This window comes from Kitasatospora viridis, from assembly GCF_007829815.1.
In the GTDB taxonomy this organism is placed as follows: Bacteria; Actinomycetota; Actinomycetes; order Streptomycetales; family Streptomycetaceae; genus Kitasatospora; species Kitasatospora viridis.
This window is the reverse complement of sequence record NZ_VIWT01000001.1, coordinates 4894343-4912833: the sequence shown is the minus strand read 5'-3', so window position 1 is coordinate 4912833 and position 18491 is coordinate 4894343. Positions and strand designations below refer to the sequence as shown.

The window sequence follows — 18491 nt, the reverse complement described above, 5'->3', positions numbered from 1 at the left end:
AGGGTGACGACCTGCCAATTGGAAGCCAACGGGGAGCGATCAAATGGCGTCACCGATACCCGGTGCACCGACACCTGGCGCGCCCGCGCCCGCCGTGCCGCGTCCGGCCTCGATCCGCCCGGACGAGCAGGTCTACATCCCGGCGCACCCGCGCTACGCGGACCAGCCCGGCGTCGCGCCGCAAATCGGCTTCGAGCTGCTGCACAGCACGCTCGGCGGGCCGATCCCGGTGGCCTTCACCACCGTCGAGAAGCTGGTGGCCGCCCTCGGCCCCGCCCAGCCGTGGATCGCGGCACCCGCCCGCTCCTACGTCCAGCTGATGCGCCGGGCCGGCTACGCACCGGTCTACCTGGACCCGCAGGTGCCGCCGGGCGCCCGCACCTGGAGCCCGGAGGACCTCGACCAGTACGCGAGGGGGACACGATGAGCGCCGGCTACGACGTGGTGCTGGAGGACCTGCGGTCGATGGCCGCCACCTTCCACCAGGAGGCCCAGGCCTACGTCAAGCTCAAGACCGACGTGGCGCCGCCGATCGCCGCCTCCGGCGACAGCGGCCTGGACTCCTCGATCACCTCGATGATGGAGGCCATCGCCGGCCTGCACGCCAAGCTGGCCGGCCGGATCGAGGGCCACGGGGACAAGCTCCAGTACGCCCACGACTCCTACCAGCGCCACGACGTCGACGAGCACGGCGTCTACGAAGACCTGATGAACTGAGGCCGGGGGACCACGCAATGACCGAGAGTTGGGTCGGCGGCGACATCGCCGGACTGCAGCACATGGGCAGCACCCTGACCGGCGCCAAGCAGCAGCTGGACGGCATCGTCCAGCCGCTCGGCGCGAAGGTGGACTCCCTGGTCGGCGACGCCGGGTGGAGCGGCGACGCGGCCAGCGGATTCCGGTCCGCCTGGACCACGGACGCGATGACGGCCGGCGGGTTCTCCGAACTCGTCGAGGCCACCGGCAAGGTGCTGACCGACCTGGGCAACCGCCTCTCCGCGGCCGAGAGCGCGCTGCAGGACGCGGCCGACACCGCCCAGCGCAAGGGCGTGCCGGTCGGACCGACCGGCGTGCCGGGCGAGCTCGCGACCAACAACCCGCCCAGCCCCAAGGAACAGCAGGGCATCAACGACCTGCACGACTACGGCACCCTCTACGCCGAGATCATGCAGACCGCCCAGCAGGCCCGGATCGACGCCGCGAAGGCGCTGAACGACCTCTACGCCTCGATCGACCCGTCCCAGCCGATGGGCAAGGGCGACAAGATCACCGTCGCCGACTACCTGCGCGGCCTGTGGACCGCCAAGACCGACGAGGAGCGCTCGCTCGGCCTCGACGCCGCCAAGGAGCTCCCCGACGCCCAGGCCAAGCACGACGCGGCGCTGAAGTCCCTGGTCGACGAAGAGGCCAAGTTCCGCACCGCCGAGGCCAACCTGCCCAAGGCCTTCCAGCTGCGCGGCCAGTGGGCCAGCGCCGCCGAGAAGCTGACCGAGCTGAAGACCACCATCTCCGAGGCCGAGAACGGCAGCCAGTTCCTGCCCTACGACAAGCAGTTGAACTACAAACTGGCCGACGCCACCAAGGGCGTCAAGCTGATGGACGACGCACCGCGGTTCCTCAAGGAGATCCCGGTGATCGACATCGCGGCCACGGTCGGCGGCGGCCTGCTGGAGGCCAACTCCGACCACCAGGAGGGCTGGTCCTGGGGCCACTCGCTGCTGGTCGACGTCGGCGGCGGCCTGGTCGGCCTCGGTGCGGGCGTGGCCGTGGCGGCCGGCGTGGTGGCCAGCCTCCCGGTGGACGGCGCGGTGGCCGTGGCCGCGATCGGCGGCACCGTCGTCGTCGGTGTGGGAACCTTCGCGGACAAGCTGTTCCACGAGCACTGGAGCGAGGACATCCACAACCACGGCGTGGTGGCCGGGGTCTGGGACGGCACCATGCACGCCGGTGCCCAGACCGGCAAGGCCATCGGCGGCATGGTGACGGGAGCGGGAAAGGCAGTCTGGCATGGCATCACCAGCATCTTCTGAACCGGTCGAGGCCATCCCCCTGCTGGGCCGCAGCTGGTACCGGCGCGGCGCCGGCTACTGGCTGCGGCGCGTCGGGGTCGCGGTGTACTACCTCCTGATCACCGCCGTCGTCGGAGGGCTCGGCGCCGCGATCTTCAGCGCCGTCAGCGCGAGCTGGGGCCAGTGGCGCCCGATCGCCACGGTCGCCCTGATCTGCGCCGCCGTGATCGCCGCGGGCTTCGGCGTCCGCGACTTCCGCCGCAAGCTCGCCGCCCCGCCCACCCCTGAAGAGGCCCGCCGCAAGTGGAACCGCGCGGGCAGCGCGGCTGCCCGCGGCCGCTCCACCCCCTTCGGCCTGCTCGGCCTCCTCCTGGGCCTGGTCCTCCTCCCCGTCACCGCCGGCTACCTCCTCGGCGCAGTGGTCCCGGACGTCTTCTCCCCCCGCACCATCAACGAACGCGGCGCCTGGCTAAACCACACCCGCCGCCACCCCTGACCGCCAACCCGCCCCCGGCTCACACCCGCCGCAGCGTGAACTCGTCCGACACCCCGCCCCCGAACAGCACGTCCAGCCGCCCCGACAGCACGTACGCCCGTCCCTCCGGCCCCACCGTCACCGCCGTCGGCGCCGGGTCGGCCCACGGACGCGCCGTCAGGTGGGCCGTGCGCCAGCCGTCGGTCGAGCGCAGCGAGACCAACTGGCCTGCCGTTGACGACCCGACGGCGTTGGTGACGCCGAGCAGGTGGCCGGGGCCGACCGGGGTGACGCCGTCCAGGCCGACCAGCCGCTCGTCGGTGACCACCGGGTACAGGTCCCCGGGGCGGTCCAGCGGAACGCACCACACCGAACCCGTCGCGTAGTTGCCGACCAACAGGCGGCGGCCCTCCAGGACGATGCCGTTCAACCCGAACTGGCCGGCCGGGACGCCCAGTCGGGGGTTGCGGACCAGCACGGAGGGGCGGCCGTCCGGAGTGATCCGGTGGACCACCGGGGCGAAGGAGTCGGTGACGTAGGCGGTGCCGTCGGGGGCCACGACCACGTCGTTGGCCAGGTGGGTGCCGCCGTCCGCCGCCAGGTCGGCGTACCAGAGGCGGCGGCCGGTGGCCAGGTCGTAGGCGCCCAGGCCGGAGACCCGGCCCTGGGTGGCGGCGGTGCTGTGCACCGACTTGCCGGCGGGGTCGCCGTTGCAGACCAGCAGCCGGCCGCGCGCCGGGTCGGCCTTGATGCCCAGGGTGGAGACCAGCACCGGGTCGGTGACCAGGGTGCGCGCCCGGCCGTCGGCGCGCACGGTGCTGACGGTGCCGCGGTGCAGCGAGCCGATCAGGAAGCGGCGACCGCGGCGGTCCCAACTGGTGCTCTCGGGGTGCAGGGCGTCGCCGTGGCCGTGCACCACCGGGGCGTAGTCAGAGGCTGCCGCGGCCGGGTGGGCCAGGGCCAGCGCGCCTGCCGAGGCGAGCGCGCCGACCAGGACGGACCGCCGGGTGAGTTGCTGATTCGTGGTCATGTCTCAAGCCTCGTACGGCGGCGACGGCGCCAGCAGTGCGTGGCGATACTAGTAGTCGTACTGACAGGGTGATGGGGGAACCGATGTCGACTCACCAACAAGTGCGCCGGGACGCGCTCGCCAACTTCCTGCGCTCGCGGCGGGCCCGGCTGACACCGGCGGACGTGGGCATGGCGCCCGGGGTGCGGCGGCGCACGCCTGGGCTGCGGCGCGAGGAGATCGCGGTGCTCGCCGGGGTCGGGGTGACCTGGTACACCTGGCTGGAGCAGGGGCGCGAGATCAACCCCTCGCCGGAGGTGCTGGGCAGCCTGGCCCGCACGCTGCGGCTGGACACCGCGGAGACCGACTACCTGTTCCGGCTGGCCGGTTCGCAGCCGGCGCCGCGGCAGCCGAGCGGGGCAGCGGAGGTTCCGGCGGCGCTGGTCCGACTGGTCCGCGCGCAGTCACCGGCGCCGGCCTTCCTGCTGGACCCGGACTGGACGGTGCGGGCCTGGAACCCGGCCGGCGAGGCGCTCTTCGACTTCTCGGCCTGGGAGCCGGAGGACCGCAACCTGGCCTGGATCGCCTTCGCCCACCTGCCGAACCGGGCCCGCACGGTGGACTGGGAGCACCACGGCCGCCGCCTGCTGGCCCACCTGCGCGCCGCCTACGCCGAGCGCGGCGGTCAGCGCACCGAGGCCGGGCGGCGGATCGCGGCGCTGCTGCGCCGGTTGCGCGAGCACTTCCCGGAGGCGAACACCTGGCTGGACGAACACCAGGTGCAGGACCGGGCGGGCGCCGCCAAGGACCTGCTGCACGAGGAGTTGGGCGTGCTGCGCTTCGACCAGGTGGTGCTGGCGGCCCCGGGCGGCCTGGAGCTGGTGGTGTTCTCGCCGCGCGACGCGGCCACCGAGAGCCTACTGCCGCTCCTGACGGCGCAGCAGGCAGAGCGAGCGGAACAGCCGGAGGCCGTCACGGTGGCCGCCTGACGGCAGCTCACCCTGACGGCCTCTGACGAACCCTCAAAAGACGCCGTCAGCGCGCCGCGCGCCGCTGGCGGCCGGTGCCGTAGTTGGAGCCGGTCTTCGAGCCGCTGCCCGGCTTCGAGCCGCTCGCCTTGCCGATGAAGCCGGCCGCCATCCGGTTCGAGCCGCTGCCGCCGGACCCGCCGGTGCCGCCGTTGCCCCCGCCCAGGTGCTGCTTGGGGCGGCGCCGCTTGGCGTTGCCGTTGGAGTCCACGTCGGCCGGCAGCTTGCTGCGCGGGCCGGACGAACGGCGGTTGGAGCTGCCCGCGCTGCCACCGGCCTTGGGCGCGGCGGCCGGCTCCGGCGGCGGGGCCAGGCTGACCGCGATGCCGCTGGGCGTGCGGGCGCCGGTGATCCGGGTCAGCTCGGCGTCGCCGGGGCGCACCTTGGTGGTGGTCGGGCGGATGCCGGCCACCGTCATCAGCTTCGCCACGTCGCGGCGCTGCTCGGGCAGCACCAGGGTGACCACGGTGCCGGACTCGCCGGCCCGGGCGGTGCGGCCGCCGCGGTGCAGGTAGTCCTTGTGGTCGATCGGCGGGTCCACGTTGACGACCAGGTCGAGGCCGTCGATGTGGATGCCGCGGGCGGCGACGTTGGTGGCGATCAGCGCGCTGACCCGGCCGTCGCGGAACTGGTCCAGGGTGCGGTTGCGCTGCGGCTGGGACTTGCCGCCGTGCAGCGCGGCGGCGCGCACGCCGCTGGCCAGCAGCTGCTTGGCGAGCCGGTCGGCGCCGTGCTTGGTGTGCACGAACATGATCACCCGGCCGTCGCGGGAGGCGATGTGCGCGGTGGCGGAGGCCTTGTCGGTCGCGTCGACCTGGAGCACGTGGTGGTCCATGGTGCTGACGGCGCCGGCCGACGGGTCCACCGAGTGCACCACCGGGTCGGTCAGGAAGCGCTGCACCAGGCGGTCGATGTTGCGGTCCAGGGTGGCGGAGAAGAGCATCCGCTGCCCGCCCTCGGCGACCTGCTCCAGCAGCTTGGTGACCTGCGGCAGGAAGCCCATGTCGGCCATCTGGTCGGCCTCGTCGAGCACGGTGGTGCGCACGTCGTCGAGGTAGACGTCCTGACGGTTGATCAGGTCGTCCAGCCGGCCGGGGGTGGCGACCAGGATCTCGGTGCCACGGCGCAGCGCGTTCGCCTGCCGGGTGATCGACATGCCGCCGACCACGGTGGCGATCCGCAGGTTGACGGCGGTCGCGTAGGGCGTCAGCGCGTCGGTGACCTGCTGGGCCAGCTCGCGGGTGGGCACCAGCACCATGGCCAGCGGGCGGCGGGCCGAGGCCCGGCTGCCGGAGGTGCGGGCCAGCAGCGGCAGGCCGAAGGCGAGGGTCTTGCCGGAGCCGGTGCGGCCGCGGCCGAGCACGTCGCGCCCGGCCAGCGAGTCGGGCAGGGTGGCGCCCTGGATCGGGAACGGCTCGGTGACGCCCTCCCGGGTCAGCGCGGAGAGCAGCGCCTTGGGCATCTCCAGCTCGGCGAAGGTCTGCGCCGCCGGGCGGGCCGGGGTGCCGGTCACGGTGGTGAACTCGGCGGCCGCGGCGACCGGGCGCTGGCGAGCACCGCCGCCACCGCCGCCACCGCCGCGCTGGCGGGGCTGGCCGGACCCGGCGCGGGGGGCGCCGGAACGCGGCGCGCCGGTGCGGGGGTTGCCGCCGCGGGGGCGGCCACGGCCTGCTCCGGCCCTGGGGCTCCCCCCGGCCGAAGGCTGGGGGAGAGTCTGATCAGTCATACGGGAGTACTCCGTCCTGAGCGGTCACCACAGAGGGGTGAACCTTGGGTCGGCCGACAGGAGGAGGATCGCCGCCCCGGCCGATGTGGCGGCATGGGCGAAGGCCCGCACCGTACGGTGCGGGCCTTCGCCTCGTCACGCGTGTCCAGCGAGAGCTGGTCAGCTGTTGACGATGGTGATGTTCTCGGCCTGCGGGCCCTTCTGGCCCTGCGTGACGTCGAACTCGACCTTCTGGCCCTCGAACAGCTCGCGGAAGCCGCCGGCCTGGATGTTGGAGTAGTGGGCGAACACGTCCGGGCCGCCACCCTCCTGCTCAATGAAGCCGAAGCCCTTTTCGCTGTTGAACCACTTCACGATGCCGGTAGCCATAACCGATTCCTCACATACCTGGGGCTACGAGAACCACACTGCGTGACCCTCGCGTCGCCGCGATCCCCATCCGGTGATGACACGCCGGACAAAACAAATGCGCCTGTTGGTTGATTACCAGCAGGCGCACACAAACGTTCATGGGAACCAAAACTGCAACTGCTTCGACTGTAGCACGGCGACCGCCCGATTGATCGGATAATTTTCGGCCGGTTCGGCCGGGTCCCGATCACGGCGAAACCGCAGGTGAACGGCGGCCGACGGACGCGGGCGGGCCGCCCCCGAGCAGTGCTCGGGGGCGGCCCGCCGTGGGTGCCGGGGCCGGGTCAGCGGGACCGGGCCAGTGGCGACCGGGTCAGTGGCGACCGGCCGGCTGCGCGTCGTGGGACGAGCCGAGGGCCGGACCGCCCGCGTGCCGACCACCGCTGTGCTCCGGGTCCTGGTGGCCCGGCCACCAAGCCGCCTTGCCCAGCAGCGCGGTGAGCGCCGGGGTGAAGAACATCGCCATCACGAAGGCCGAGATCGCGATGCCGAACGCGATCGAGAAGCCGATCTCGCTGAAGAGCACGTTGCCGGCCAGCATGAAGGTGGCGAAGGAGGCGGCCAGGATGGTGCCGGCCGAGCCGACGGTCGGGCCGCCGTGCTTGATCGCCTCGTAGGCCGCCGTGCGCGGGTCGCGGCCCTCGCGGGCCTCCTCCCGCAGGCGGGCGATCATCAGGATGTTGTAGTCGGTGCCGATCGCGACCACGAACAGGTAGATGAAGATCGGCAGCATGAACATGATGCCGGCCTGGTGGTCGAGGTGCTGGAAGACCAGGCTGGTGGCGCCCAGGGTGGCGCCGAAGCCGAGGCCGACCGAGGCCAGCAGGTACCACGGGGCGACGACGCTGCGCAGCAGCAGGCCGAGGATCACCATGATCAGCACCGCGGCGATCGGGAAGACCGTCTTGTAGTCGTGGTCCATCGCGGCGTTGATGTCCGACTCGACGGCGGTCTGACCGCCGACCACGGCCTTGGTGCCGGCCGGGGTCGCCTTGTGCGCCTCGGCGCGCAGGCCGTCCATGGTGTCGAGCGCGGCGTTGGAGGCGGGGTCGTCCCGCAGCGTGACGGTGAAGTTGGCCGTCATGCCGTCCTTGCTGACCACCGGCTGCGGGGCGACCTCGGAGACGCCCTTCACGGTGCCGAGCGCGGCGGTGTAGGCCGGGAAGGTGCTCTTGTCCAGCGGCGAGCCGTTGGTCGAGGTCACGTAGACCTGCGACGGGTCGGCGGCGCCGGCCGAGAAGGCCTTCATCATCGTGTTCTGGACGACCATCGACTCCTTGGACGCCGGCATCGAGCCGGAGGCCAGGTCGAAGGTGCCCTTGTAGCCGAGCGAGGCCAGGGTCAGCAGGATCAGGAAGCCACCGGAGACGGCGGCCACCAGGCCGGGGCGGCGCTGGGTGACCCGGCCGAGCGCCGCGAACCGGGCGCCGTCCTTCTCGTGCATCCACTTCTTGCCCGGCCAGAAGAGCGCGCGCTCCGGGATGACCGAGAAGACGGCGGGCACCAGGGTGAGCGAGGCGATCGCGGTGGTGACGACGGCGATGGCCAGCGCCGGGCCGATCGCCTTGAACAGGCCGAGGCTGGACAGGATCAGCACGGCGAAGGCGACGGTGACCGCACCGGCGGCGGAGGCGATCGCCTCGCCGACCCGGCCGATCGCGTTGATCATCGCCTGCCTGCGCTCCTCACCGGCGCGCAGGCGCTCCCGGTAACGGAACATCAGGAAGAGGAAGTAGTCGGTGCCGACGCCGAGCAGCACCACGATCAGGATCGCGGACATCGTGCTGTTCGCCTTGAGCCCGAAGAGCTTGGTGGCGTCGGCGATCAGCGCGTTGCTGGTCGGCATGATCACGGCCATGATCAGGAACAGCGGTAGCACCGAGATGATCGCGCTGCGGAAGATCACCGCCAGGATGGCCACGATGAGCAGGAAGCTGCCGAGGAAGATCAGCGTGTCGGCGGTGTTCGAGGAGTCCGACTGGTCCAGCGCCTGGCCGGCCTGACCACCCATCAGCACCTTGAGGCTGGTGCCGGTGGCCAGCGACTTGGAGTCGTCGCGCAGCTTCTTGGCGGTGTCGTTGGACTGCTGCGGCACGTCCTTGGTGTAACCCACCATGGACAGCGCGTACTTGCCGTCCTTGGAGACCGTCTTGTCGCTCACCGGCACGACCGCCTGGACGTACTGGATGTGCTCGTTGGTCAGGCCGGTGGTGACCTTGTCGATGTCCTGCTTGTCCTGGGTGGTCAGCTGACCGCCGTCGGTGCGCTCGAAGAGCAGGATGGCGTTCGGGTTGAACGCGTTCGGGAAGGCCTGCTGCTGCAGGTTGGAGGCGACGATCGACTCGTAGTTCTTCGGGAGGAAGTCGCTCTCGTCGTCCGAGCTGACCAGCTTCGGCGCTGCTGCGATGATCGCGATGGCGGCGACCACCCAGGCGGCTATCACCCACCAGGCATGCTTGACGACGAACTGTCCGATTCGGTGGAACATGCTTGTGATGCCTCCTGGCATGGCTCACCGCAGCCCGAGGGGACGTGGTCGCATGGGCGGCGACGAAGGTCGGCCAAGGCCCCGAGGCCTTAGCCGGTCGGCAGGTAAGTAAGTCGGGGCAGCATCATACGAGAACTTACTGGCCGCCCGGCAAGCGACTTTGCCCGTCGCCCGACCGGTCTGGTCGCGATCCACGTTCAGACGATCCCCCGCGGGGCCCGGAAACTGCCCTGCACCATCCTCACCCGTCGCCACCGGGCCTGACCTCGTCCCCCGGGTGGAGATCCCTCCCCCTCAGGGTGGAGTTCTTCCCGTACCCAAGGTGGAGCCCCACCTAGGGAAAACCCCACCCCCGCCCCTGGGGGAAGACCCAGGGTGCACTCACCCGCTGGCCGGATTACCCGTCAACGCACCCTTCCCTAAGGTCAGTTGCGGCCCCGGAACCGTCCGAGCGGGGCCCCGCCGCAGCCGTGTTTCCCCTGGGGGAGAGTCCCGTGCCAACCACCGGTCGTCCGACCACCCGTCGTCCCAACCGCAGACGCGCACCCCGCCCCGGTCTCGCCGCCGCGATGGGCGACTGGAGCGCCCGCCACCGCAAGACCGCGGTGTTCGGCTGGCTGCTCTTCGTCGTCCTGGCCGCCTACCTCGGCGGCGCCGCCGGCAGCCACAAGATCACCGACTCCGAGTCGATGCCCGGTCAGGTGGCCCAGGCGGCCGGGATCCTCGACCGGGCCGGCATCAAGACCCCGGCCGGCGAGACCGTGCTGGTGCAGGACCCCGGCCTGACCGCCGACAGCGCCGGCTTCCACGACACGGTGGACCGGGTGGTCGCCGCCCTGCGCGCCACCGGCAAGGCCACCGCGCTGCGCTCCCCCTACGACACCGGGGCGGTCTCGGCCGACCGCCACTCGGCCCTGGTCCAGTTCGACCTGGTCGGCGACCAGGACCGGGCCGCCGACAACGTCACCGCCGCGCAGAACGCGGTGGCCGACGTCCAGCGGCACTCCCCCGGCTTCCGGGTCGAGGAGTTCGGCGAGGGCAGTGCGAACAAATGGATCAACGACCAGTTCGAGAACGACTTCGCCAGCGCCGAGTGGACCGCCGTGCCGCTCGCCCTGGGCATCCTGCTGATCGCCTTCGGCGCGCTGGTCGCCGCCGTGCTGCCGGTCGGCCTGGCGCTGACCGCCTTCATCGCCGCCGGCGGCCTGACCGCGCTGAGCAGTTCCTTCCTGCACACCAGCGACGACGCCTCCTCGGTGATGCTGCTGGTCGGCCTGGCCGTCGGGGTCGACTACTGCCTGTTCTACCTGCGCCGGGAGCGCGAGGAACGGGCCGCCGGCCGGGACCCGCGGACCGCGCTGCGGATCGCCGCCGCCACCTCCGGCCGGGCGGTGCTGGTCTCCGGGATCACCGTGGTGGTCGCGATGGCCGGCATGTTCCTCACCGGCATCGCCGACTTCAAGGCGATGTCCTACGCCACCATCGTGGTGGTCGTCACGGCGGTGCTCGGCTCGCTGACCGTGCTGCCCGCGCTGCTCTCGATGCTCGGCGACCGGGTGGAGAAGGGCCGGGTGCCGCTGCTGCGCAGGCTCAAGGCCGCGGACCCGAGCAGCGGCAGCCGGGTCTGGAACGCGGTGCTCACCCCGGTGCTGCGCCGCCCGCTGGCCGCCACCGTGCTGGCCACCGGCGCGCTGCTCGCCCTGGCCGCCCCGCTGCTCACCATGCACACCGCCAACCTGACCTTCCAACAGCTGCTGCCCAAGGGCAACGCCCTGGTGCAGACCTCCGAGCGGATCCAGGCCGCCTTCCCCGGTGCTCCGGCGCCGGCCGGCGTGGTGGTCAAGGCCACCGACATCGAGTCCCCGGCGATGCAGCAGGCGATCACCGACTTCAAGGCCCGGGCGCTGGCCAGCGGCCGGATGCACGGCCCGATCGAGGTGACGGTGCACCAGGCGCAGAACATCGCCGTCATCGACGTCCCGCTCAACGGCAGCGGCAACGACGCCACCAGCACCGCCGCGCTGCGGACCCTGCGCGAGGACGTGGTGCCGCACACCCTGCTCACCGTGCCCGGCACCGTGGCACCGGTCACCGGCGACACCGCCGGCTCCCACGACTTCAACCAGCAGATGACCTCCAGCATGCTGCCGGTCTTCGGCTTCGTGGTGGCCTTCGCCTTCCTGCTGATGCTCGCCTCGTTCCGCTCGCTGGGCATCGCGGTCACGGCGGTGCTGCTCAACCTGCTCTCGGTCGGCGCGGCCTACGGCGTGCTCACCCTGGTCTTCCAGCACGGCGTCGGCGCCTCGCTGCTCGGCACCGCCGGGGTGGGCGCGGTGGAGTCCTGGGTGCCGCTCTTCCTCTTCGTGATCTTGTTCGGGCTGAGCATGGACTACCACGTCTTCGTGGTCTCCCGGATCAAGGAGGCGCACGACCGCGGCCTGGAGACCCGGGCGGCGGTGGCGCACGGGATCCGCTCCACGGCGGGGGTGGTGAGCAGCGCGGCGATCATCATGGTGGCGGTCTTCGCGGTCTTCGGCACCCTCTCCATGCAGTCCATGAAGCAGATGGGCGTGGGCCTGGCGGTCGCGGTGCTGGTCGACGCCACGGTGATCCGCGGGGTGCTGCTGCCCGCCGCGATGACCCTGCTCGGCGAGCGCAACTGGTACCTGCCGCGCTGGCTCGGCTGGCTGCCGGACCTGGGCCACTCGGAGCCCGTCGCCCCGCCGGCCGACGGCCCGACGGCCGGCGCGCCGGAGCTGGTCTCGATGTGAGCGGCAGCTGACCCTCCGACGGCCGCCCTGGCCCTGCGACGGCCGCCCTGATCATCTGACGGTCACTCAGCCGAACCCGCTGCCGGTCGTCCCCCGCGAGGGGTGCGGCCGGTAGGTTCGTGCGCATGGACGCCGACCCCGCACCGCTCTTCGACGAAGCCAGGGCCCGCGATCTGCTCGCCCGCGCCTGCGCCGGCCTCGGACTGCCGGAACCCGCCGGCGCCCGGCTGATCGCCCTGGGCGAGAACGCCGTCTTCGACCTCGGCGACCCGGCCGTGGTCGCCAAGGTGGGCCGGCACCCGGAGCTGGCCGAACGGGCCGGCCGGGAGCTGGCCGTGGCCCGCTGGCTGGACGGCGCCGGGATCCCGGTCCCCCGCCCGGCCGACGGCCTGGTCGAGCAGCCCGGCGGCCGGCCGCCGACCGCGGACGGGCACCCGGTGACCTTCTGGCACCGGCTCGCCCCGCAGGTGCGCCCGGCCACCCCGGCCGACCTCGGCCCACTGCTGCGCGCCCTGCACCTGCTGCCGGGCGCGCCCGCGCTGGACCCGCCGCTGCCGCCGCGCCGCCTGCTCGCCCCGGTGCCGCGCTGGCTGCACTCGGCCACGGGCCTGCTCGACCCGGCGGACACCGGCTTCCTGCTCCGGCTCTGCGAGCAGCGGGAGGCCGAACTGGCCGAACTGGTCCCGGTGCTGCCGACCGGCCTGATCCACGGCGACGCGCTGCCGCGCAACGTGCACCTCGGCCCGCACGGCCCGGTGCTGGTCGACCTGGAGACCGTCGCCGACGACCTGCGCGAGCACGACCTGGTGGTGGTCGCCCTCGGGTACCTGCGGTACGGCATGGCGGAGGCGGACTACCTCGCCTTCGCCCGCGGCTACGGCTGGGACGTGCGGGACTGGGCCGGGTTCCGGGTGCTCTGCGGGGCCCGGGAGATCGCGAGCGCGGCCTGGGTGGCGCAGCACGCGGCGAACGGCGGGGCGGCGCCGGCCGAGTTCCGCCGCCGGGTGGCGTCGCTGCGCGACGGCGACCGGTCGGTGCGCTGGCACTCCTTCTGACCGGGGCGACGCTTCGGGCACGCACGACGGCGCGGCGGGGCGGGGCGAACTCCCAGCTTTGGTGAGATAGCTCTCACAATCCTCTCATCATTTCGGAACCGCTCTCCGCGCCACCATCGTCGTAGGCAGCAGTCGCGCACCGATCCCACGCGGCTGATCCAACGTCAGGAGCTGCCGCATGACCGCCTCCGGCAACCACCGCACCGTTCTGCGCCGCGCCGCCCTGGGCTGCGTGGCCACCGTCACACTCGCCCTGGCCTGCGCCTGCGGCCCCGGCCAGACCGGCGGCAGCGACAGCGCGAAGGGCGCGCCCAGCGCGAGCACGGCGGCGAACGGGCCGACGGACGGCGGCACCAGCCCCGGGGCCGGCGCAACGACCCCCGGCGCAACGGCGTCCAGCGGCCCGGCCGCCAGCAGCGAGGCCCCCGACGGAACGACGCCCGACGGAACGACCCCCGGCGCAACGACCCCCAGCGGCAAGCCCGGTGGCAAGCCGGCCCCCGGCCCGACCGGCCGGCCGAGCCCCGGCCACAACGCCGGCACCGGCAGCAGCACCCCCACCCCGCCCGGCAGCCCCGCGCCCGCGACCACCGCGGCCGCCCCGCCGCCCGCCCCGGACGCGCCCGCCGCCTCGATCGCCTACGGCACCGCGACCGGCGGCCGCACCGTCGCGCTCACCTTCGACGACGGCCCCGGCCCGGCCACCCCGAAGATCCTCGACCTGCTCGCCCAGTACCACGCCAAGGCGACCTTCTGCGAGATCGGCCCGCAGGCCGCCGCCGACCCGGCGATCGTGCAGCGCATCCTGGCCGAGGGCCACCGGCTCTGCGACCACACCGTGCACCACCCGCAGCCGATGCACACGCTCTCGCACGACAAGCAGGTCTACGAGATCAACGGGGCCAAGGACATGATCGAGAAGGCCGGCGGCCCCGGCACCCGGATCAGCTGGTTCCGCGCCCCCGGCGGCGACTTCAGCGCGGAGAACCGCCAGATCGCCGTCCAGAGCGGCCTGCGCCCGCTCGGCTGGACCGTGGACACCCTCGACTGGTCCAGGCCCGGCGTGCCGGCCATCCTGGCCAACGTGCACAAGGAGCTGCGGCCCGGCGGCATCATCCTGATGCACGACGGCGGCGGCGACCGCTCGCAGAGCGTCGCCGCACTGGCCCAGCTGCTGCCCTGGCTGGTCCAGCAGGGCTACACCTTCGACTTCCCGGCTAGCTGACGGACCGTCAGGAACGGGTGGGCGTCAGCGCATCGGCCAGCGGGCGTCCACCACGGCCTGCGGGTCCTTGCCCGAACGGAGCCAGGACTGCAGGCCCTGCGCCCACTCGCGGTACCAGTGCACCTGCTGCTCGTGCAGCGCGGCCAGCGTCAACTCCCCCACCTCGGTGGGGTAGCGCCGGCCCAGCGCGACCGCGACCCGGACCGCCGCCAGCGCGTCGCTGGCCGCCTCGTGGGCGTCGGCCAGCTCGATCCCGTACACCTCGCAGACCCGCTGCAGACCGCGCGAGCCCTTGCGGTAGCGGTCCACCGCGCGGTCGATCACCAGCGCGTCCAGCACCGGGGCGACCAGTTCGCCGGCCAGCCGGTCGGCCAGCGGCGCGCGGCCGTGCCGGCGCAGCTCGGCGTCGAGCAGCGAGAGGTCGAACGGCGCGTTGAACGCCACCACCGGGGTGCCCCGGCCGAGCCGCTCGCACAGCGCCGCCGCGATCTCCTCGACCGCCTCGGCGGCGGGCCGCCCGGCGCTGCGCACCTGCTCGTCGCTGATCCCGTGGATCGCCCGGGCCGGTTCGGGTATCGGCACCCCGGGGTCGAGCAGCCACCGCGTGGTGCGCACCGGCACCCCGTCCAGCACCTCGACCAGCGCGGCCGTCACGATCCGCGACTGGGCCGGGTCCGTCCCGGTGGTCTCCAGGTCGAACCCCACCAGGGGTCCCTGCCACCACGGCGCCGCGCCCGGCCCGCCGCCGTCAAGCTCGCCCATCATCAGCGCCTCTTTCGTCCCACCGACGTCCCCCTGTCGTTCCGTCGGCTCCCATGATGGCCGCGACCTGTGACAAGAGGACCCGCCGGGTCCGCGGCGGCGCCGGCCGCCGCCCCGCTACGCCGCCGCGAACAGGGTGCGGCCGAGCCAGTCGGCGGTGTCCCGCACGCCCGGCAGGACGAAGAAGTAGCCGCCGCCGGTGGGCGAGATGTAGTCGACCAGCGGCTCGTCGATCAGCCGGGTCTGGGTGGCCTCGAACTGGCGGACCACGTCCTGCTGGTAGCAGCAGAAGGCCAGGCCCATGTCGAGGTTGCCGACGTTGTCCACGCCGCGGTCGTAGTTGTAGCCGCGGCGCAGGATGCGCGAGTCGTCGGTCTTGTCGGTGCGCGGGTTGGCCAGCCGGATGTGCGCGTCCAGCGGGATCGCGTTGCCGTCGGGGTCCTTGGCGTAGTCCGGCGCGTCGGTCTCGTTCGCGCCGTCCAGCGGTGCGCCGGTGTCCTTGCGGCGGCCGAACATCTTCTCCTGCTCGGCCAGCGAGACCCGGTCCCAGAACTCCACCAGCATCCGGATCACCCGGATCACCTGGTAGCTGCCGCCGGTGGCCCAGGCGGGTTCGCCCGTGCCGGCCTTGACCCAGACCAGCCGGTCCATCTCGCGGCCGGACTTCACGTCGGGGTTGACGATGCCGTCCTTGAAGCCGAGCAGGTTGCGCTGCGCGCCGGCCGGGCGGGGCGCGTTCTGGAAGCCGTCGATCCGCCACTTGACCTGCATCGCGCCGCGGGTGTGCCGGGCGATGTCGCGCAGCGCGTGCAGCACGGTGTCCTGGCTGTTGGCGCAGATCTGCAGCGAGAGGTCGCCGTGCAGCTCGGCCGCCTGCAGGTTGTCGTTCGGGAAGGTGCGCATCGGCGCCAGCTTGGCGGGCTTGGCGCCGGCCAGCCCGTACCGCCCGTCGAACAGCGAGGCGCCGACGCCGACCGTGACGGTCAGGTTGTCGCTCGGCACGGTGGGGCCGAGGATCCCGTTGTCCGAGGGCGGCGCGCCGACCCCGAGGTCGGGCGGGGTGCCGCCGGAGGTGAGGAACCGGATCCGGTCGGTCAGGGTGCGGAAGAGCTGCTCCAGCGCGGGCCGGTCCTGGGCGATCACGTCGAAGGAGACGAACATCGCCTGGGTCTGCTGCGGCGTCAGGACGCCCGCCTGGTGCTCGCCGTGGAACGGCACCGCCTGGTCCGGTCGGCTGTCCTCGGCCGCGGCGGCCGGCTGCGAGCCGCCGGCCAGGGCGAGCGCCCCGCCGGCCAGGGCCGCGCCGGCCGCGCCGACGCCGAGCGCGGCGCCCAGGAAGCGGCGGCGGGCGGGCCCGGCCGGGCAGCCGTCGGTCGGCTCGGGGCGGACCGCGGCGGCGGCGTGCGGGAACGGGCAGGAGCCGGTGGTGGGCTGCTGGCTGGTCATCAGGCGGACTTCCGGATCTCAAGAAGGTCGGGAATCGGGGCGAGGTCTTCGAGCAGCTGGCCGGTGGCGCCGTTCAGCCGCATCCGGGTGGGCTGGTCCAGCTGCTGCACCGGGGTCCAACCGCCGTCCGGGTGCTGGGCGGCGGCGACCAGGTCGGCCAGGCGCTTGAAGTCCGCGTTCACGGTGTCCAGCAGCTGCGGGCCGCGGGCCTGGATCAGCGGCTGGAGCACCGTCAGCAGCTCCCGGGTGCCGGCCAGGTTGGCCTGGGCGGTGGCCAGGTTGGTGCCGCTGCCCTCGTCGGTGTCGCCGGAGAGCTCGAACTGGAGGGTGTTCTCCAGGATCTCGTGGGTGCGCAGCGGCAGGTCGGTGGGGTCGAAGTCCTGGCCGGGGAACTTCTGCTGCAGGTCGGCCACGTCACTGCTGAGCTGGTCCGCGGCCGGGGTCAGGTCGGCCGCGCTCTGGCCGTGCCAGAGGCCGTACTCGACCCGGTGGAAGCCGGTGAAGTCCTTGTCCTGGACGCCGTCCGGCAGGCCGTCGGCCCGGCCGTTGATCTTCTTGTCCAGGTCGGCGAAGGTGCCGTAGGCGGCGCCCAGCGAGGAGTACTTGAGGTGGGCGGTGAGCCAGTCGGCCTTGGCCGCCGTCAGGTCGCCGGCGTGCACGTCGGACTGGAGCTTCTGGGTGAGCGTCACCAGCTCGGCCAGGCCGGAGTTGACGTAGGCCTTGTACTGGTCGAGCGGGGCCTTCAGGTCGTCCGCGGAGACCGGCAGCACCGCCTTGACGGCCTGTCCGCCGCTGACGTGCACGGTGGCGGAGGTGACCGGGTCGCCGCCGGTGGGCACGCAGCGCCAGGCCAGGTCGCCGTTGCCGATGGTGGCGGTGAGCGGGCGGGTGGTGCCGGGGGCCAGGCCCTCGATCTCGCCGTAGACCGCGTTGGTGCCCGGGTTGACCAGGTAGACCTCGGAGGTCTTGCTGCCGGTGTTGTGCATCTGGAAGGTCTGCTGGCCGGGCTGCGGGGTGCCGAAGCCCTTGCCGCACTCGCTCTTGGCATCCGAGACGGTCACCGTGCCGGCGGCGGCCGGCTTGCCGTCGCTGGCGGCGATCACCACGCCGGCCACCACGGCCGGGACGGTGACCAGCGCGGCGGGCAGCAGCCAGCGGTTGCGGGAGCGCTCCCCCGGCGCGGTCGGCTCCTCCGTAGCCTCGTCGACGACCTCGGTCTCGGCCTCGACCGGAACGACCTCGGCCTCGACCGGCTTGGGCGCTGTGCTCCGCATCCCGCGGACGAAGAGCGTCAACACCACCGCCAGGTAGGCCACATAGGCCACCACCTGGAGCCAGGTCATCGTGACGGTCAGGTTGAACACGCCCTGCACCAGCGTCGCGTACCAGGAGCCGGCGTCCAGCGAGCCGCTCAGGTCGAAGGCGTAGGCGTGCGCGCCGGGCAGCACCCCGCCCTCCTGCAGGTCCCGCAGGCCGTAGCTGAGCACGCCGGCGGCGATCACGATCAGCACCAGGCCGGTGTTGGTGAAGAACCGGGTCAGGTTGATCTTCAGCACCCGCCGGTACAGGCCCCAGCAGAGCCCGGCGGCGAGCACCAGGCCGGTCCCGGCGCCGATCGCCGGGCCGGTGGCCTCACCCGCGGAGCGGGCGGTGGTCCACAGGAAGAGCGAGGTCTCCAGGCCCTCCCGACCGACCGCCAGGAAGCTGGTGACGACCAGCATCCCGGCGCCCATGCCGAGCGCGGCGGTGACCTTCTCGCGGATGTCCGAGGAGAGCGTCCGGGCGGACTTGCGCATCCAGAAGACCATCGCGGTGACGAAGGCGACCGCGATCAGGCTGAGCGCGCCGCCGAAGGCCTCCTGCGCCTGGCCGGAGAGGTTGGCGGCGGTGAAGGTGAGCACCGCGCCGAAGCTGAGGGCGAGGGCGAGGGCGGCCAGCACGCCGGTCCACACCTGCGGGAGACGGCCCTTCTGACCGGACCGGACCAGCGTGGCGACCAGGATCGAGACGATGAGGCCGGCTTCCAGGCCCTCCCGAAGCCCGATCAGAAAGCTTGGAAACGCGTCGTCCCACATCGGTGCTGAAC

At 72.8% G+C, this 18491-nt stretch carries 15 protein-coding genes; 8 read left to right on the top strand and 7 right to left on the bottom strand.

Going from position 1 to position 18491, the window contains the following annotated elements:
• Positions 1 to 43: 43 nt before the first annotated feature.
• The 4 genes from FHX73_RS46385 to FHX73_RS22125 are packed head-to-tail and all read left to right on the top strand — an operon-like array spanning position 44 to position 2505.
• A complete protein-coding gene (locus tag FHX73_RS46385) occupies positions 44 to 427 on the top strand; it encodes an SAV_915 family protein (protein ID WP_246213646.1) in 384 nt (127 codons plus the stop codon).
• Positions 424 to 717: a DUF6317 family protein gene (locus tag FHX73_RS22135; RefSeq protein WP_145906667.1), complete on the top strand. Its 294-nt coding sequence runs from the start codon at positions 424 to 426 to the stop codon at positions 715 to 717. The genes FHX73_RS46385 and FHX73_RS22135 overlap by 4 nt, the downstream gene beginning before the upstream one ends.
• A gap of 17 nt (positions 718 to 734) precedes the next feature.
• Positions 735 to 2030 carry a WXG100 family type VII secretion target gene (locus FHX73_RS22130; protein WP_145906666.1) on the top strand — a complete coding sequence of 432 codons (1296 nt, stop codon included), beginning with the start codon at positions 735 to 737 and terminating at the stop codon, positions 2028 to 2030.
• Positions 2008 to 2505 carry a hypothetical protein gene (locus tag FHX73_RS22125; protein WP_145906665.1) on the top strand — a complete coding sequence of 166 codons (498 nt, stop codon included), beginning with the start codon at positions 2008 to 2010 and terminating at the stop codon, positions 2503 to 2505. The genes FHX73_RS22130 and FHX73_RS22125 overlap by 23 nt, the downstream gene beginning before the upstream one ends.
• Before the next feature lie 19 nt (positions 2506 to 2524).
• Here the strand turns inward: FHX73_RS22125 and FHX73_RS22120 are convergent, their stop codons facing one another.
• Positions 2525 to 3514 (bottom strand): SMP-30/gluconolactonase/LRE family protein, encoded by a 990-nt coding sequence (locus tag FHX73_RS22120; RefSeq protein WP_145906664.1) that lies wholly within the window; start codon positions 3512 to 3514, stop codon positions 2525 to 2527.
• An 83-nt stretch (positions 3515 to 3597) separates the two neighbouring features.
• On the opposite strand from FHX73_RS22120, the gene FHX73_RS22115 reads away from it, so the two are divergent.
• Positions 3598 to 4482 carry a helix-turn-helix transcriptional regulator gene (locus FHX73_RS22115; RefSeq protein WP_211786234.1) on the top strand — a complete coding sequence of 295 codons (885 nt, stop codon included), beginning with the start codon at positions 3598 to 3600 and terminating at the stop codon, positions 4480 to 4482.
• Between the two features lie 46 nt (positions 4483 to 4528).
• Here the strand turns inward: FHX73_RS22115 and FHX73_RS22110 are convergent, their stop codons facing one another.
• The 3 genes from FHX73_RS22110 to FHX73_RS22100 all read right to left on the bottom strand — a co-directional run bounded on the left by FHX73_RS22110 (position 4529) and on the right by FHX73_RS22100 (position 9146).
• Positions 4529 to 6247, bottom strand: a complete 1719-nt coding sequence (locus tag FHX73_RS22110; protein ID WP_145906662.1) for a DEAD/DEAH box helicase — start codon at positions 6245 to 6247, stop codon at positions 4529 to 4531.
• A 159-nt stretch (positions 6248 to 6406) separates the two neighbouring features.
• Complete coding sequence (locus FHX73_RS22105) at positions 6407 to 6616, bottom strand: cold-shock protein (protein ID WP_145906661.1); 210 nt, start codon at positions 6614 to 6616, stop codon at positions 6407 to 6409.
• A 355-nt stretch (positions 6617 to 6971) separates the two neighbouring features.
• Complete coding sequence (locus FHX73_RS22100; protein WP_145906660.1) at positions 6972 to 9146, bottom strand: MMPL family transporter; 2175 nt, start codon at positions 9144 to 9146, stop codon at positions 6972 to 6974.
• Between the two features lie 569 nt (positions 9147 to 9715).
• Between FHX73_RS22100 and FHX73_RS22095 the strand changes: the two genes are divergently transcribed.
• From FHX73_RS22095 to FHX73_RS22085, 3 genes are all read left to right on the top strand, one after another.
• Entirely contained in the window at positions 9716 to 11917 is a 2202-nt protein-coding gene (locus tag FHX73_RS22095; protein WP_145908443.1) for an MMPL family transporter, read from the top strand.
• Between the two features lie 125 nt (positions 11918 to 12042).
• A complete protein-coding gene (locus tag FHX73_RS22090) occupies positions 12043 to 12972 on the top strand; it encodes a phosphotransferase enzyme family protein (RefSeq protein ID WP_145906659.1) in 930 nt (309 codons plus the stop codon).
• A gap of 178 nt (positions 12973 to 13150) precedes the next feature.
• Positions 13151 to 14197, top strand: a complete 1047-nt coding sequence (locus FHX73_RS22085; protein ID WP_145906658.1) for a polysaccharide deacetylase family protein — start codon at positions 13151 to 13153, stop codon at positions 14195 to 14197.
• A gap of 24 nt (positions 14198 to 14221) precedes the next feature.
• On the opposite strand, the gene FHX73_RS22080 is transcribed toward FHX73_RS22085, so the two are convergent.
• From FHX73_RS22080 to efeU, 3 genes are all read right to left on the bottom strand, one after another.
• Positions 14222 to 14962, bottom strand: a complete 741-nt coding sequence (locus FHX73_RS22080) for an exonuclease domain-containing protein (protein ID WP_246213645.1) — start codon at positions 14960 to 14962, stop codon at positions 14222 to 14224.
• A gap of 114 nt (positions 14963 to 15076) precedes the next feature.
• Positions 15077 to 16405, bottom strand: a complete 1329-nt coding sequence (gene efeB, locus FHX73_RS22075) for an iron uptake transporter deferrochelatase/peroxidase subunit (RefSeq protein WP_145906657.1) — start codon at positions 16403 to 16405, stop codon at positions 15077 to 15079.
• Positions 16405 to 18480: an iron uptake transporter permease EfeU gene (gene efeU / locus FHX73_RS22070; protein ID WP_145906656.1), complete on the bottom strand. Its 2076-nt coding sequence runs from the start codon at positions 18478 to 18480 to the stop codon at positions 16405 to 16407. The genes efeB and efeU overlap by 1 nt, the downstream gene beginning before the upstream one ends.
• Positions 18481 to 18491 lie beyond the last annotated feature (11 nt).

What these genes read in the sequence shown, in the direction of transcription:
- FHX73_RS46385 (WP_246213646.1), top strand. Translation starts at nt 44, where the DNA reads ATGGCGTCACCGATACCCGGTGCACCGACACCTGGCGCGCCCGCGCCC.
- FHX73_RS22125 (WP_145906665.1), top strand. Translation starts at nt 2,008, where the DNA reads ATGGCATCACCAGCATCTTCTGAACCGGTCGAGGCCATCCCCCTGCTG.
- FHX73_RS22120 (WP_145906664.1), bottom strand. Translation starts at nt 3,514, where the DNA reads ATGACCACGAATCAGCAACTCACCCGGCGGTCCGTCCTGGTCGGCGCG.
- FHX73_RS22080 (WP_246213645.1), bottom strand. Translation starts at nt 14,962, where the DNA reads ATGATGGGCGAGCTTGACGGCGGCGGGCCGGGCGCGGCGCCGTGGTGG.
- FHX73_RS22100 (WP_145906660.1), bottom strand. Translation starts at nt 9,146, where the DNA reads ATGTTCCACCGAATCGGACAGTTCGTCGTCAAGCATGCCTGGTGGGTG.
- FHX73_RS22085 (WP_145906658.1), top strand. Translation starts at nt 13,151, where the DNA reads ATGACCGCCTCCGGCAACCACCGCACCGTTCTGCGCCGCGCCGCCCTG.
- FHX73_RS22105 (WP_145906661.1), bottom strand. Translation starts at nt 6,616, where the DNA reads ATGGCTACCGGCATCGTGAAGTGGTTCAACAGCGAAAAGGGCTTCGGC.
- efeU (WP_145906656.1), bottom strand. Translation starts at nt 18,480, where the DNA reads ATGTGGGACGACGCGTTTCCAAGCTTTCTGATCGGGCTTCGGGAGGGC.
- FHX73_RS22110 (WP_145906662.1), bottom strand. Translation starts at nt 6,247, where the DNA reads ATGACTGATCAGACTCTCCCCCAGCCTTCGGCCGGGGGGAGCCCCAGG.
- FHX73_RS22115 (WP_211786234.1), top strand. Translation starts at nt 3,598, where the DNA reads ATGTCGACTCACCAACAAGTGCGCCGGGACGCGCTCGCCAACTTCCTG.
- FHX73_RS22135 (WP_145906667.1), top strand. Translation starts at nt 424, where the DNA reads ATGAGCGCCGGCTACGACGTGGTGCTGGAGGACCTGCGGTCGATGGCC.
- FHX73_RS22095 (WP_145908443.1), top strand. Translation starts at nt 9,716, where the DNA reads ATGGGCGACTGGAGCGCCCGCCACCGCAAGACCGCGGTGTTCGGCTGG.
- efeB (WP_145906657.1), bottom strand. Translation starts at nt 16,405, where the DNA reads ATGACCAGCCAGCAGCCCACCACCGGCTCCTGCCCGTTCCCGCACGCC.
- FHX73_RS22130 (WP_145906666.1), top strand. Translation starts at nt 735, where the DNA reads ATGACCGAGAGTTGGGTCGGCGGCGACATCGCCGGACTGCAGCACATG.
- FHX73_RS22090 (WP_145906659.1), top strand. Translation starts at nt 12,043, where the DNA reads ATGGACGCCGACCCCGCACCGCTCTTCGACGAAGCCAGGGCCCGCGAT.